The 13,065-nt window shown below is 73.0% G+C and carries 13 protein-coding genes; 6 read left to right on the top strand and 7 right to left on the bottom strand.

The window, feature by feature from the left end:
- The first annotated feature begins 133 nt into the window (after positions 1-133).
- The gene (locus ACFQ8C_RS15810; RefSeq protein ID WP_383457093.1) at positions 134-1,459 is read left to right on the top strand and encodes a polysialyltransferase family glycosyltransferase; all 1,326 of its coding nucleotides are present in this window, start codon (positions 134-136) and stop codon (positions 1,457-1,459) included.
- Between the two features lie 49 nt (positions 1,460-1,508).
- Here ACFQ8C_RS15810 and ACFQ8C_RS15805 read toward each other — a convergent pair whose 3' ends face one another.
- The 3 genes from ACFQ8C_RS15805 to ACFQ8C_RS15795 all read right to left on the bottom strand — a co-directional run bounded on the left by ACFQ8C_RS15805 (position 1,509) and on the right by ACFQ8C_RS15795 (position 4,687).
- A complete protein-coding gene (locus tag ACFQ8C_RS15805; RefSeq protein WP_383457090.1) occupies positions 1,509-2,330 on the bottom strand; it encodes a MerR family transcriptional regulator in 822 nt (273 codons plus the stop codon).
- Between the two features lie 37 nt (positions 2,331-2,367).
- Entirely contained in the window at positions 2,368-3,024 is a 657-nt protein-coding gene (gene leuE / locus ACFQ8C_RS15800; protein ID WP_383457088.1) for a leucine efflux protein LeuE, read from the bottom strand.
- Between the two features lie 82 nt (positions 3,025-3,106).
- Positions 3,107-4,687 (bottom strand): methylmalonyl-CoA mutase, encoded by a 1,581-nt coding sequence (locus ACFQ8C_RS15795; RefSeq protein WP_383457085.1) that lies wholly within the window; start codon positions 4,685-4,687, stop codon positions 3,107-3,109.
- 202 nt (positions 4,688-4,889) lie between these two features.
- Between ACFQ8C_RS15795 and ACFQ8C_RS15790 the strand changes: the two genes are divergently transcribed.
- A complete protein-coding gene (locus ACFQ8C_RS15790; RefSeq protein WP_383457082.1) occupies positions 4,890-5,768 on the top strand; it encodes a L,D-transpeptidase family protein in 879 nt (292 codons plus the stop codon).
- 156 nt (positions 5,769-5,924) lie between these two features.
- Here the strand turns inward: ACFQ8C_RS15790 and ACFQ8C_RS15785 are convergent, their stop codons facing one another.
- Both ACFQ8C_RS15785 and ACFQ8C_RS15780 read right to left on the bottom strand, forming a co-directional pair.
- Positions 5,925-7,007 carry a hypothetical protein gene (locus tag ACFQ8C_RS15785; RefSeq protein WP_383457079.1) on the bottom strand — a complete coding sequence of 361 codons (1,083 nt, stop codon included), beginning with the start codon at positions 7,005-7,007 and terminating at the stop codon, positions 5,925-5,927.
- Positions 7,007-7,729, bottom strand: coding sequence for an RNA polymerase sigma factor (locus ACFQ8C_RS15780; RefSeq protein WP_383457076.1), 723 nt, complete (start codon positions 7,727-7,729; stop codon positions 7,007-7,009). The genes ACFQ8C_RS15785 and ACFQ8C_RS15780 overlap by 1 nt, the downstream gene beginning before the upstream one ends.
- A gap of 432 nt (positions 7,730-8,161) precedes the next feature.
- On the opposite strand from ACFQ8C_RS15780, the gene ACFQ8C_RS15775 reads away from it, so the two are divergent.
- On the top strand, positions 8,162-8,902 hold the full coding sequence (locus tag ACFQ8C_RS15775) for a Clp protease N-terminal domain-containing protein (protein WP_383457074.1): 741 nt from the start codon (positions 8,162-8,164) through the stop codon (positions 8,900-8,902).
- Between the two features lie 3 nt (positions 8,903-8,905).
- On the opposite strand, the gene ACFQ8C_RS15770 is transcribed toward ACFQ8C_RS15775, so the two are convergent.
- A complete protein-coding gene (locus ACFQ8C_RS15770; protein ID WP_383457072.1) occupies positions 8,906-9,436 on the bottom strand; it encodes a hypothetical protein in 531 nt (176 codons plus the stop codon).
- Positions 9,437-9,579: 143 nt separating this feature from the next.
- A complete protein-coding gene (locus ACFQ8C_RS15765; RefSeq protein WP_383457069.1) occupies positions 9,580-11,214 on the bottom strand; it encodes a glycoside hydrolase family 20 protein in 1,635 nt (544 codons plus the stop codon).
- A gap of 161 nt (positions 11,215-11,375) precedes the next feature.
- On the opposite strand from ACFQ8C_RS15765, the gene ACFQ8C_RS15760 reads away from it, so the two are divergent.
- The 3 genes from ACFQ8C_RS15760 to ACFQ8C_RS15750 all read left to right on the top strand — a co-directional run bounded on the left by ACFQ8C_RS15760 (position 11,376) and on the right by ACFQ8C_RS15750 (position 13,047).
- The gene (locus tag ACFQ8C_RS15760) at positions 11,376-11,990 is read left to right on the top strand and encodes a 2-oxo-4-hydroxy-4-carboxy-5-ureidoimidazoline decarboxylase (protein WP_383457066.1); all 615 of its coding nucleotides are present in this window, start codon (positions 11,376-11,378) and stop codon (positions 11,988-11,990) included.
- A 194-nt stretch (positions 11,991-12,184) separates the two neighbouring features.
- Entirely contained in the window at positions 12,185-12,565 is a 381-nt protein-coding gene (sdhC, locus tag ACFQ8C_RS15755; RefSeq protein WP_015035721.1) for a succinate dehydrogenase, cytochrome b556 subunit, read from the top strand.
- An 8-nt stretch (positions 12,566-12,573) separates the two neighbouring features.
- Positions 12,574-13,047: a succinate dehydrogenase hydrophobic membrane anchor subunit gene (locus ACFQ8C_RS15750; protein ID WP_351099620.1), complete on the top strand. Its 474-nt coding sequence runs from the start codon at positions 12,574-12,576 to the stop codon at positions 13,045-13,047.
- Positions 13,048-13,065 lie beyond the last annotated feature (18 nt).

Here is a 13,065-nt window from a genome sequence, read left to right as displayed (position 1 = left end):
GGGCGCTGACCGCGATGGGCGGCGACCGGGCCGCCGTCCTGCGCCGGCTGCGCCGCCGGCGCCCCGCGCCGCCGCCGGCCCCGCCGGGCGGCCGGGGCCCCGCGACCGGCCCGACCCCCTCGGAGGTGGCCGCGTGAGCACGGCCCGTACGACCCAGATCTTCGCCGCGTCCACCCTGTACGGCGTGGTCACCCTGGCCGCCGCCCTGGACAGCGGCTGCTTCGGCACCGCCGGCCGGCGGATCCTCCTCGTCACCGACAACGCGCCCGTCCCGGAGACCGCCCCGGCCTTCACCGAGGCCGAGGGCTTCGACCGGATCCGCGACCGCTTCGACGAGGTGGTGTCCTGGAACGAGACCATCTCCCCGCTCCACCCCGGCGGCTGGACCCCGCGCGGCCAGGACGTGCCCATGCTCCAGCGCCACCTCCACAAGCTGTGGGGGCTCGGCGACGACCGCGTCGAGCTGGTCCTGGAGTCCATCCAGGTCACCCCGGCCCTCGCCATCGCCCAGCTGCTCCCGGAGGCGGCGATCACCGTCTACGCGGACGGTCTGATGAGCTACGGCCCGACCCGCAACAAGATCGACCCGCTGATCGGCGGCCGCGCCGCCCGTCTCCTCCACCTCGACCTGGTGCCGGGCCTGCGGCCGCTGCTGCTCGGCGAGTTCGGCGCGGTACCGGAGACCGTCCCGGTCGAGGCCTTCACCCGGGCCGTCGAGGAGCTGGCCGGCACCGACGCGCCCGCCGCCGACGGCGAGGGCCCCGCGCTGCTCCTCGGCCAGTACCTGGCCGCGCTCGGCCTGATGACGGCCGCGGAGGAGGAGGAGCTGCACCTGGGCATGGTGCGCGGCGCGATCGCCCGGGGCCACCGGCGGCTCGTGTTCAAGCCGCACCCCACCGCGCCCGACTCCTGGACCCGCTCGCTCGGCGAGGAGGCGGCCCGGCTCGGCGCCGCGCTCTCCGTGGAGACCCGCCCGGTGCTCGCCGAGGTCCTGTACCGCGAGCTGCGGCCCGCGCTGGTCGTCGGCTGCTTCTCGACGGCGCTGATGACCGCCCGCGCCTTCTACGGCCTGCCGGTCGCCCGGGTCGGCACCCGGCGGCTGCTCCAGCGGCTCACCCCGTTCCAGAACAGCAACCGGATCCCGCTGACGGTCGTCGACGCGGTCGTCCCGCCGCTGGTGCCGGGTCCGGAGGACGAGGAGCCGGTGACGGACGCCGCCCGCCTCGACGACCTGGTCGCCGCCGTCGGCTTCGCGATGCAGCCGAACATACGGGCGGACCTGCGGGAGGCGGCGGTACGCCACCTCTCCGGGCCCTGCGCCGAGCGCACCCGGCACCACTTCACCCGCCGCCGGCTCACCGTCCTGGACCTTCCGGGCGGCCTCCCGGTCCCCCGCCACCCGCGGGTCCGCCGCCTGGCCCGCCGGGCCCTGCGCCTGCGCAAGGCCCTACGGAAGTAGGCGCCCGCGACCGGCCCGGGACCCGTGCGGGGGTCCCGGGCCCCCGTCCTCACGGGCGGGTGATGGCCTCCTGGATCTCGGTCACCCAGCCCGAGCGGTCCTCCGGGCACTCCAGGTAGAGCTCGCGGGCGTAGTGGCTCGACTCGTACCCGTTCGTCCCGATCCACCGGGCGAGGTTCTGCACGGTCGGCAGGATGTCGTCCATCGAGCCGCGGTGCACGATGGTCGCCGCCTCCTCGATCCCGGGCAGCACGTGCACCAGGACGCCCTCCACGGCCGTCCCCTCGGACACGGTCATCCCGGCGTGCACGAGCACCGAGCCGTCCCCCCGGCCCGCGTCCTCGTAGTACGCGAGCCCGGGGCCGAACCCGGTGACCCCGGCGGCCTCCAGCCGGCCGCACAGCTCGTCGTAGAGCGGCCCGATGACGGGGCTGATGTCGTGCGGGCCGAAGCTGGCGGCGACCGCGCTCAGCTCGGCGATCCGGACGGCGGGGATCTTCTTGACGACGACGTCCTGGGTGGACATGCGTCCCTCACTCTCGATGGCTCGGAGCCTCGCACCGACCTGGGCGAGCCTGGCCCGCGCCTCCTCCAGGGCCGTCTCCAGCTCGGCCTGGCGCAGCCTCAGCATCCCGCGCAGCTCCCCGGCGCCGATCTCGTCCCCGAGGATGGCCCCCACCTGTTCGAGGGTGAAGCCGAGGTCCTTGAGCGCGATGACGCGGTTGAGCCGGGCGAGCTGGTCCGCGGTGTAGAAGCGGTAGCCGCTGTGCGGGTCGACGTGGGCGGGGCGCAGCAGTCCGATGCCGTCGTAGTGACGCAGCATGCGGACCGACACCTGCCCGTGCCGGGCGAAGTCTCCGATGGTGAACATGACGCCCCCTACGCAACGGCCTCACACGGTGTCAGGGTCAAGCGGCGCTGCTGAGGGAGAGCTTCACGGCGAAGCCGAGGAAGAGGGCGCCGGCCGCGGAGGTGGCGCCGGCGGAGAGGCGCCGCCGGCGGCGGAAGGCGGCGGCGAGACGGGTGCCGCCGAATATCAGGGTGGTGAGGTAGAGGAAGCTGCCGAGCTGGAGCAGGGTGCCGAGGACCAGGAAGGAGAGCGCCGGGTAGGCGTAGGACGGGTCCACGAACTGCACGAAGAAGGAGATCAGGAAGAGGATCGCCTTCGGGTTGAAGATGCTGATGACGAGCGCCCGGCGGTACGGGTGCTCGGCGGGGCCGCTCTCGGCCGCCTCGGTCGCGGTCCCGGTGGGCTCGCGGCGGGAGCGCCACATGTCGAGGGCGGCGCGGAGCATGCCGTACGCCATCCAGGCCAGGTAGCCGGCGCCCGCGTACTTGACGATCGTGAAGAGCACCGGGGTGGTCTGGAGGAGGGAGGCCGCGCCGAGGGCGGCCAGGGTCATCAGGATGGTGTCGCCGGTGAAGACGCCGGCGGCGGCCTTGTACCCGGTCCTGGTGCCCTTGCGGGCGGCCACGGACAGCACGTAGAGCGAGTTCGGCCCCGGGAGGAGAATGATGAGGACGAGCCCGGCGAGATAGGTCGGCAGATCGATGACACCCAGCATGGAGCGGAGTGTCGCACATGGGTACGACACTCCGCTGTGAGCTGCGTCTACGCCTGCCGCCGGTCCGTCGGTCCGCCGGGTCCTAGAAGACGTCGCTGGGCACGTAGGTGCCCCAGACCTCGCGCAGGGCGTCGCAGACCTCGCCGACGGTGGCGCGGGCCTTGAGCGCCTCCTTCATCGGGTAGAGGACGTTGTCCGTGCCCTCGGCCGCCTTCTTCAGCGCGACGAGCGCCGCGTCGACGGCCGGCTGGTCGCGCTCGGCGCGCAGCCTGGCCAGGCGGTCGGCCTGCTGGGCCTCGATGGCCGGGTCGACGCGCAGCGGCTCGTACGGCTCCTCGACGTCGATCGTGTAGCGGTTGACGCCGACGACGACCCGCTCGCCGGAGTCGGTCTCCTGCGCGATCCGGTACGCCGAGCGCTCGATCTCGCTCTTCTGGAAGCCGCGCTCGATGGCGTTGACCGCGCCGCCCAGCTCCTCGACCTTGACCATCAGTTCGAGCGCGGCGGCCTCCACGTCGTCCGTCATCTTCTCGACGACGTACGAACCGGCGAAGGGGTCCACGGTGGCGGTGACGTCGGTCTCGTACGCGAGGACCTGCTGGGTGCGCAGCGCCAGGCGGGCGGACTTGTCCGTCGGCAGCGCGATGGCCTCGTCGAAGGAGTTGGTGTGCAGCGACTGCGTGCCGCCGAGGACGGCCGCCAGACCCTGGACGGCGACGCGCACCAGGTTGACCTCGGGCTGCTGGGCCGTCAGCTGCACGCCGGCGGTCTGGGTGTGGAAGCGGAGCATCAGCGACTTGGGGTTCTTCGCGCCGAACTCCTCCTTCATCACCCGCGCCCAGATCCGGCGGGCGGCGCGGAACTTCGCCACCTCCTCCAGGATCGTCGTGCGGGCCACGAAGAAGAAGGAGAGCCGGGGGGCGAAGTCGTCGACGTCCATGCCGGCGGCGACGGCGGTGCGGACGTACTCGATGCCGTCGGCGAGGGTGAACGCGATCTCCTGCGCGGGCGAGGCACCGGCCTCGGCCATGTGGTACCCGGAGATCGAGATCGTGTTCCACTTCGGGATCTCGGCCTTGCAGTACTTGAAGATGTCGGCGATCAGCCGCAGCGAGGGCTTCGGCGGGAAGATGTACGTGCCGCGGGCGATGTACTCCTTCAGCACGTCGTTCTGGATCGTGCCGGTCAGCTTGTCGGCGGGCACGCCCTGCTCCTCGCCGACCAGCTGGTACATCAGCAGCAGCAGGGAGGCGGGGGCGTTGATCGTCATCGACGTCGACACCTTGTCGAGCGGGATGCCGTCGAAGAGCACCCGCATGTCGTCGACCGAGTCGATCGCGACGCCGACCTTGCCGACCTCGCCGCTCGCGATCGCCGCGTCGGAGTCGTGGCCCATCTGGGTGGGCAGGTCGAAGGCGACCGACAGACCCATCGTGCCGTTGGCGATCAGCTGCTTGTACCGGGCGTTGGACTCCACGGCGGTGCCGAAGCCGGCGTACTGCCGCATCGTCCACGGCCGTCCGGTGTACATCGACGGGTACACGCCACGCGTGAAGGGGTACGCACCCGGTTCGCCCAGCTTCTCCGCCGGATCCCAGCCCTCCAGGGCGTCCGCCCCGTAGACCGGCTCGATGGGCAGTCCCGACTCCGTCTCGCGTGCCATGTGCTGGTGCCTCCCTATTGACCTGCTGCCGCTCTCCGGCGTACCGACCCTCGCGACGGACTGTAGCGGCGGGTACGCGGCCCGGTGGAGGCCAGCACGCTGGGACCTTCCTCACAACATCGGCGCTTGCCCGCGCGGCCGCGCAACCACAGGCGCGCGGGAAGCATCCCTATGGGCACAGTCGAGTTCCCGGGGGACCACCATGAAGCGTTCGTCCGTCATACGCAGAGCCGTTCTCGCGGCCGCCGCCGTCGCGCTCGTCGCCACGGGCTGTACGGCCCAGGCGGCCGGGCCCGGGGGCGGGGGCGGGACGTCGAAGGCGCCGGTGACGAGCGCGCCCGCGCCGTCGTCCACGTCCCCCTCCTCGTCCGCGCCCGCCCCCGCGCCGAGTGGTTCCGCGTCCGGCGGGTCCGACGCCAAGCCCTCGTCACCGGCCCCCACGTCCTCCGCGAAGGTCCTCATGAAGGACGGCGACGAGAACGAGCAGGTGCGGGAGCTCCAGGCGCGGCTGCGACAGCTGGACTACTTCGACCGGGCGCCCACCGGCTTCTACGGCTCGATCACGGCGAAGGGGGTCTCCGGCTTCCAGAAGAAGCGGGGGCTGCCCGCGACGGGCTCGGTGGACGAGACGACCTGGCAGCGGCTGCTCGGCATGACGAAGAAGCCGACGGCGGACGAGCTGAAGCCGTCCACCACCAACAAGCTGGACACCCCGGACGCGCGCTGCATGAAGGGCCGGGTGCTCTGCATCAGCAAGGAGAGCCGGACCCTCGCCTGGATGATCGACGGCCAGGTGGTCTCGTCGATGGACGTGCGCTTCGGCTCGGAGAACACGCCGACCCGCGAGGGCACCTTCGCGGTGGGCTGGAAGGCGAAGGAGTGGACGTCGACGATCTACCACACGCCCATGCCGTACGCGATGTTCTTCAGCGGCGGCCAGGCGGTGCACTACTCGGCGGACTTCGCGGCCCGCGGCTACAACGGCGCCTCGCACGGCTGCGTGAACGTCCGGGACAAGGCGAAGCTCTCGGCTCTCTTCGACCAGGTCAAGGTCGGCGACAAGGTCGTCGTCCACTGGTAGCGGAGGGGGAGGGAAGAAGGGGCGCGGGTGGGACCGGGGGAACGTGTCCCACCCGCGCCGGGTGCGCGGAGCCGTAGGTACGGGGGGAACCCCGGCTCTCTGCGCGGCCGATGACCAGTCGGCTCACTCTGTACTGCGCCGCCGGGCCCGAAAGTGTCACACCCCCGGTTCGGGAGCTCCCGCCGGGCAGAGCGCGAGGGCCCGCACACCTGCCGTGACCTGCGTCTTCGCCTTCGGCTTGGCCTTGGGCCGGTCCTTCGGGTCGGGCTTGTCCGCGCCGCCCCTGCCGCGCTTGCGGCCGGAGTCGGTGGGGGTCGGGACGGTGCCGTGGCCGACGTCCGGGACGTTCTCCCGGCTCTCGTCGTCCCCCTCGCCCGCGTCCTTCTCCTCGTCGTCCTTGCCCTTGTCCTTGCCCTCCCCGTCGTCCTCCTTCTCCGTGGCGGAGCCGAGGAGGGCGTCGCAGTGGGCACGCAGGGACTCGCCGGCGCGCAGGGCGCCGGCGAGCCGGTCGCGGCCTGCTTCGTCGAGGCGGCCGGCGCGGTACTCGCGGCACGCCTTGGCCTTGGCCTCGACGGTGGACCGGTCCGGGGCGGTGGCGTCGTCCTCGCCGCGGCCGGACTCGCCGGAGGGGGTGACGCCGGGCCGCGGGCTCGCGAGCGTGCCGTCCTCGGGCCGGGCCGTGGCGTCGCGGCCGGGTTCGGGCGTGCCGGCGGGCCGGCCCGGGTCCGCGCTGCGGGAGGGGTCCGGGTGGCGTTCGATCCCGGCGGAGGGTTCGCTCGGGTCGGTCGGGGTGGCGGTCTCGGCGGCGGTGACCGTGCGGGAGGGCTCCTTGTCGACCAGCGGGAGCACTCCGGTCCCGGCGGCGACGGCGACCCCGCCGACGGTGACGGCGGCGAGCGCGGCGGCGAGCCCGTACCGCAGCGAGCGTCCCCAGTGGCGGCCCGCGGCGGGGACTGCGGCGAGCCGGACCCGTCCGAGGTCGGCGGAGACGGAGGAGCCGGCCTCGGCGGAAGCGGCCGCGCGGGCGGCGGTGGCGGTGCGGAAGGCGGCGACGGCGGCCTCCTCCCCGGCGAGCGGTACGCCGGGGGCGGGGGCGGCGGAGACGCGGGCCGCGTCGAGGGCGTCGGCGAGGGCCGCGGCCGGGGTGCGGGCGGCGGGGTCGACGGGGTCGACGGGCTCACCCCGGAGCAGCCGCTCCGCGGCTTCCGGGTCGAGCCACTGGTACCGCTCGTCGGCCATCACATGTCCTTCTGCGTACGCGGACGCCAATGCGTCACACCGCCGGGGGCTATGAACCCCGGGTTCCGCCCGCGTTGGGGGGGTACTCCGTCGAGGCCCTGCGCGTCGTCGGCGGGCCCCTCGCCCGGCTCGGCCCCCGGCGCGCCGGGGGCTCCGGCCGCTCCGGCGGTGGTGTCGACGCCGAGGAGTTCGGCGAGCTTCTTCAGGCCGCGGTGCGCGGCGGTGCGGACCGCGCCGGGGCGCTTGCCGAGGGCCTCGGCGGCCGACTTGGCGTCGAGCCCGACGACGACGCGCAGGACGACGGCCTCGGCCTGGTCCTGCGGGAGACGGGCGATGAGGCGCATGGTGTCGCCGGTGGAGAGCGCCTCCAGGGCCTCGCCCGCGGTGTCGGAGTCGGCGGGCTTGTCGGTCAGCTCGGTCTCGTCGCCGCCGGAGGCGGGCCGGCGGCCGCGCATCCGGATGTGGTCGAGGGCGCGGTTGCGGGCGATCCGGGCCGCCCAGCCGCGGAAGCGGTCCGCGTCGCCGCTGAAGCGGTCGAGGTCGCGGGCGATCTGGAGCCAGGACTCCGAGGTGACGTCCTCGGCGTCGGCCTCTCCGACCAGCGTGCGCATGTAGCCCAGCAGACGGGGGTGCACGGCGCGGTACACAGTACGGAAGGCGTCCTCGTCCCCGTCCTGCGCAGCGAGCACCGCGGCCGTCAGCTCCGCGTCGTCCCCCAGCACTCCCCAAACCCTGTCCGTCGGTCGCGTTCTGCGCGCGCGTCAGCACGTCGGTCGCGGAGTCGGGGCTGGTCATCGCCGCCGGGTCCGCTTCGCGTTCCAGCACGCTACGTGGATTCCCGGTGTCACGTCCACGCGGGGCGGACACCTTGTGCAACTTGCAACCTTCGCTCCCCGCACAGGTGGTGTGACAGAAAGCGCACCACCGGCGCTGTATGGAGTACGGAGCCGTGCTGCGGCTCCGTGGTCGACGACCGGGGCCTCTCCTGTGGGGGGTGGCGGCCCCGGTCGTCTTCCTTTTCCGGATGCCCATCGGCCATCGGCGACCGATTTCTCCCATCTTCGTGCGATACGACACATCACCCGAAAGAGTTCCCCTCGGACGGATGTCAACCGAAGGTTGACACTCAAGGGGTGTCAACCTAGGGTTGCCTCATGACGCATCCCGCGGTTCCGCAGATCAGCATCCGTCTCGACGAACTCATCGAAGCGATCAAGAAGGTCCACCCGGACACGCTGGACCAGCTCTCCGGCGCGGTCATCGCGGCGGACTACCTCGGCGAGATCTCCGACCACCTCATCGGCCACTTCGTCGACCAGGCCCGCCGCTCCGGCGCCTCCTGGACCGACATCGGCCGCAGCATGGGCGTCACCCGCCAGGCCGCCCAGAAGCGTTTCGTCCCCAAGGACCCCGACGCCGAGAAGATGGACCCGAACGCCGGGTTCGCCCGCTTCACCCCGCGCGCCCGCGCGGTCGTCGTCGCCGCGCAGAACGAGGCGATCGCCGCGCGGAACGCGGAGACCGTCCCCGGCCACCTCGCGCTCGGGCTGCTCGCCGAGCCCGAGGGGCTCGCCGCCCTGTGGATCACCTCGCAGGGCGTCACCGCCGAGCGGCTGCGCGAGGCCGTCACGCCGACGCTGCCGCCGGCCGCCGAGGAGGTGCCGCCGCTGATCCCGTACGACGCGGCGGCGAAGAAGGTCCTCGAACTGACCTTCCGCGAGGCGCTGCGGCTCGGGCACAACTACGTCGGCACCGAGCACATCCTCCTCGCGCTCCTGGAGCACGAGGACGGCGAGGGCGTGCTCAGCGGCCTCGGCCTGGAGAAGGCGGTGGCGGAGCGGCAACTCGCCGAGCTGATCGCCTCCGCGACGATCGAGGCGCCCTCCGAGGGCTGAGCCTCAGGCGGTGCGGGCCCGGCGCGAGACCACCGCGCGCAGCACCCGGCCGCCCTCGACGGAGAGCTCACGGGCCCGGCGCAGTCCGGTCGGGCCGTGGGCGACCGAGTCCAGGACGGCCAGCTGCCGCCGGAGTTCCCCGGCGTGCAGCGGGCCGTCCTCGTTGACGTCGTGGAGGCGGTGCACGGTGAGCGCCACGGTCGAGCACCGCCCGGCCCAGGCACGCAGGGGTTCCTCGGCCCACTCGGCGGGCACCCCGTCGAGCATCGCGCGCACCAGGGTGACGACGCCGCCGTCGTCGGCGGCCTCGCCGCCCGCGCCGTCCAGCTCGACCCGCGCCTTGGCGACGGCCTCGGCCCACATCGCGCCGTCCCCGCGCGCGACCGCGCCCCACACCGGCCGCAGCACCTCGGCGCGCTCGGGCGCGAGCAGCGGCAGGCACCGGTCCAGACAGGCGAGCCCGGCGGCGGCGAGGCCGCGTTCGTCGGCCCCGTCGATCAGTTCCAGCAGACTCCGACCCGTACTCGACGTCATGGACGCCTCCTCGCCACCCGATGCGGACGCTCTACGTCCACTTCTGCGCCGGCAGGCGCTTTCTCGTCACTCGGCGGCCGAAAGCATGCCAGTGGCCCCGGTGTGCTGCATAGGGGTCGGACGGCGGACGAACAGGATTCGGTTCAGCCGCGCACCTTCGCCGCCAGCGCGCGGAAGTCGGCCCAGCTCCGCTCGGGTTCGCGGGGGTCCCACACCTTCTGGGAGAGGGCCGCGAGGGGAAGCCGGATGCCCGCGGCCACCTGGGCCTGGGTCTGGGCGCCGGAGAGGTCGCACCAGACGGCGAACCGGCCGCCGAGGATCTGGGCGTCGTACCGGGCCGGGACCGGGGTGGTGCCGCGGACGACGAGCGGCGTCCACTGCTCGTAGATGCGGCGGCCGGTCGGGTAGGCGAAGTCGTTGGGCTCGCCGAGCACGTAGTAGAGGTACTCGTCGTTGAGGTTGACCAGCCTGCGGCCCGCCTGGAGGTACGGGAGCGGGGGCCTGGCCCCGTACTCCTTGCCCGTCCAGTACTCGACCTCGATGTCCTTCGCCGCGCTCACCACGCCGCCGGCGAAGAAGCCGTCGTTCCACGCCTTGAGAGTCTTGCCGGTCGGCCGGACGGTGGCGGCGCGGTCGTTGAGCCAGTCGGTCGCGAGGTCCTGGACGCGGCCGGACGGCCCGTACGCCTCCCGCGCCGCCCGCGCCAGCTGCGGGTAGCTGGCCTCGGGGTCCTTCGCCATCAGCGCCACGTACTCGTCGGCGCCCAGGTGCCAGTAGGCGCCGGGGAAGAGGGCCGTGTACTCGCGCAGCAGGTCATCGACGATCCGGGCCGCGTCCGGGTCGGAGATGTCGACCGCGCCGCGCGGGGTGCGGCCGCTCGCGCTGACCAACTGGAGGTCCGGGTGGGCGGCGATGACCGCGCCGAGGTGCCCCGGCGAGTCGATCTCGGGGACGACGGTGACGTGCCGGCTCGCCGCGAGCGCGAGGATCCGGCGGACCTCCGCCTTGGTGAGATGCCGCTCCGAGACGACCTCGGGGTGCGAGTCCGACGCGATCCGGAAGCCCTGGTCGTCGGAGAAGTGCAGCCCCAGCTGGTTCAGCTTGAGGTCGCCCATCTCCCGGATCCGGTCCTCCAGCCAGGCGGCGGTGAAGTACTTGCGGGCGATGTCGACGTTGAGCCCGCGCTGCGGCTTCGCCGGACGGTCGGCGACCGTGCCCTCGGGCATCGCGCCGCTGCCCTTCACCGACTGCTTGAGGGTGCGGGTGCCGTAGAAGACGCCGGCCTCGTCGGGGCCCGCGATCCTGACCCGGCCGTCCTTCACGGTGAGCGTGTACGACTCGGCCGCGCCCTTCGCGCCGAGCGCCAGCTCGACGTCGCCCGGTCCCGCCGCGGCCTCGCCGCGGTAGCGCAGGCCGAGCTCCCCGGCGAGCAGCCGGCCCTCGTCGGCGAGGCCCGCGCTGCCGGCGCCGAGGACGACCCCGGCGGTCGCGGCCGGCTTCCAGCCGGGGCCGCGGGCCGGCTCGTGGGAGCGGACGGCGGGGACGGTGCGGGGGGCGGTGGAGAGCGGGTACGTCCGGGTGGGCGTGGGGCTCGGGGTCGGCGTCGGAGAGGGCTTCGCGGCCGAGGTCGTCGCCGCCGGTCCCGTACCGGAGGGGGCCGGGGAGGGGGTGTCCGTACCGGAGGGGGAGCCGTTCGAGCAGGCCGCCACGGTGGTCAGGGCCACCGCGGCCGCCAGGAGAGCCGGGCCCCGCAGGGGGCCTCGTGGGGAGTACCGCATCACTGGCATCCTCCCGCACCCGGGACGGACCGGCCAATCGCCGGGCCCCGCCTCTCCACCCACCAGAACGGAACCTTCACGTCCATCACACGTTCCTAAACTCTCCCTTCCGGGTGAAATTCGCGCACTCGTCGGACACTTCCCCCGTCCCGTCGATAACGTTGCGTCACGTCCACCCCACTCGTCCCGCCGTCCCGGAGCCCACGCTGACCAGCGACACCCACGTCCCCTGCCGCAAGCCGGGACCGGCGGACGCGCCTGCCATACCCGCCCAGAAGTCCCCCGGCGCCCCGCACGGCCTGCTGCCGTTCAACGCCGCCGCCCCGGCCGAGGCCGTGGAGCTGCTGCTCTCCTGCTGCCACAGCCGCCGCTGGGCCGAGCGGATCGCCGCCCACCGGCCCTACCCCACGGTGGACGCGCTGCTGGCCGCCGCCGAGGAGGCGGGGTACGACCTCGCCGGCTCCGATCTCGACGAGGCGCTCGCCGCCGAGTCCTCCGCGCCGCCGCACCCGGACGCGCCGCCGGCCGCCCGGACCGCGCTGCGCGCCGCCCACGCCGCGTACGAGAGCCGTTTCGGCCATGCGTTCGTCATCAGTCTGGACGGGGTGCGGCCGGGCGAGCGGCTGGACGCCGTCCTGGCCGCGATCCGGTCACGTCTGGGCAACGAACCGGAGGAGGAGCGCGCCGTCGCGGCCGACGAACTGCGCCGGCTGGCCCGCTCCCGACTCGCCTTCACGCTCGCCCGAGGGCTCACCTTTCACCGGGGGAACCTGTGATTCTCCCCGGAATGGGCCGAATCCGCCTCGGACGATAGCCCGTCCGTGCCTGTTTGATCACACTGAAGGACCCCGCGCGAGCGAACCGACAAGTCGTCGCTACGATGACCGGGGCCGGTGGACCGTACCCGGCCGGGCCAGACCGACAGAGAAGCCGGCCGGGCCCCTGATCCCCGCTCCCGGAGGGTTTTTCCGTGCCGGCTGGAACGCTGTACCGCGGCCGGGAAGGAATGTGGTCCTGGGTGGCTCATCGAGTCACCGGCGTCCTCATCTTCTTCTTCCTGTTCGTACACGTGCTGGACACCGCTCTCGTCCGCGTCTCCCCCGAGGCGTACGACGAGGTCGTCGCGACCTACAAGACGCCGATCGTCGCTCTTCTGGAGTACGGCCTGGTCGCCGCCATCCTCTTCCACGCGCTGAACGGCCTCCGGGTCATCGCCGTGGACTTCTGGTCCAAGGGCCCTCGCTACCAGAAGCAGATGCTCTGGACCGTCGTGGGCATCTGGGTCGTGCTGATGGCGGGTTCGCTGTACCCCGTCCTCGGCCACGCCGCACGTGAACTGTTCGGGAGCTGACGCCAGACATGTCCGCTGACACCACCTCCGCGATCGGTCCCGTCGAGGGCGCCGCCTACGACGTGGACAACCCCGCCCCCTACATCGAGGCCCCCCGCAAGCGCACGGGCAAGACCCCGCGCGCGACCCGCGGCAACTTCGAGATGGCCGCGTGGCTCTTCATGCGCCTCTCGGGCGTCGTCCTCGTGGTCCTCGTCCTCGGCCACCTGCTGATCCAGCTCTTCCTGGACGGCGGCGTCTCCAAGATCGGCTTCGCCTTCGTGGCCGGCCGCTGGGCGTCCCCGTTCTGGCAGGTCTGGGACCTGCTGATGCTGTGGCTCGCCATGCTGCACGGCGCCAACGGCCTCCGTACCGTCATCAACGACTACGCGGAGCGCCCCAACACGCGCCTGTGGCTCAAGGGCCTGCTGTACACCGCCACGGTGTTCACCATCCTTCTGGGCACGCTGGTGATCTTCACCTTCGACCCGAACATCCGCTAGGCACGGGGCTGAGGTAAC

It is taken from the genome of Streptomyces sp. NPDC056503 (genome assembly GCF_042794995.1).
In the GTDB taxonomy this organism is placed as follows: domain Bacteria; phylum Actinomycetota; class Actinomycetes; order Streptomycetales; family Streptomycetaceae; genus Streptomyces.
Note: the sequence above shows the minus strand (reverse complement) of the source record. Positions and strands in the feature narration are given on the sequence as shown.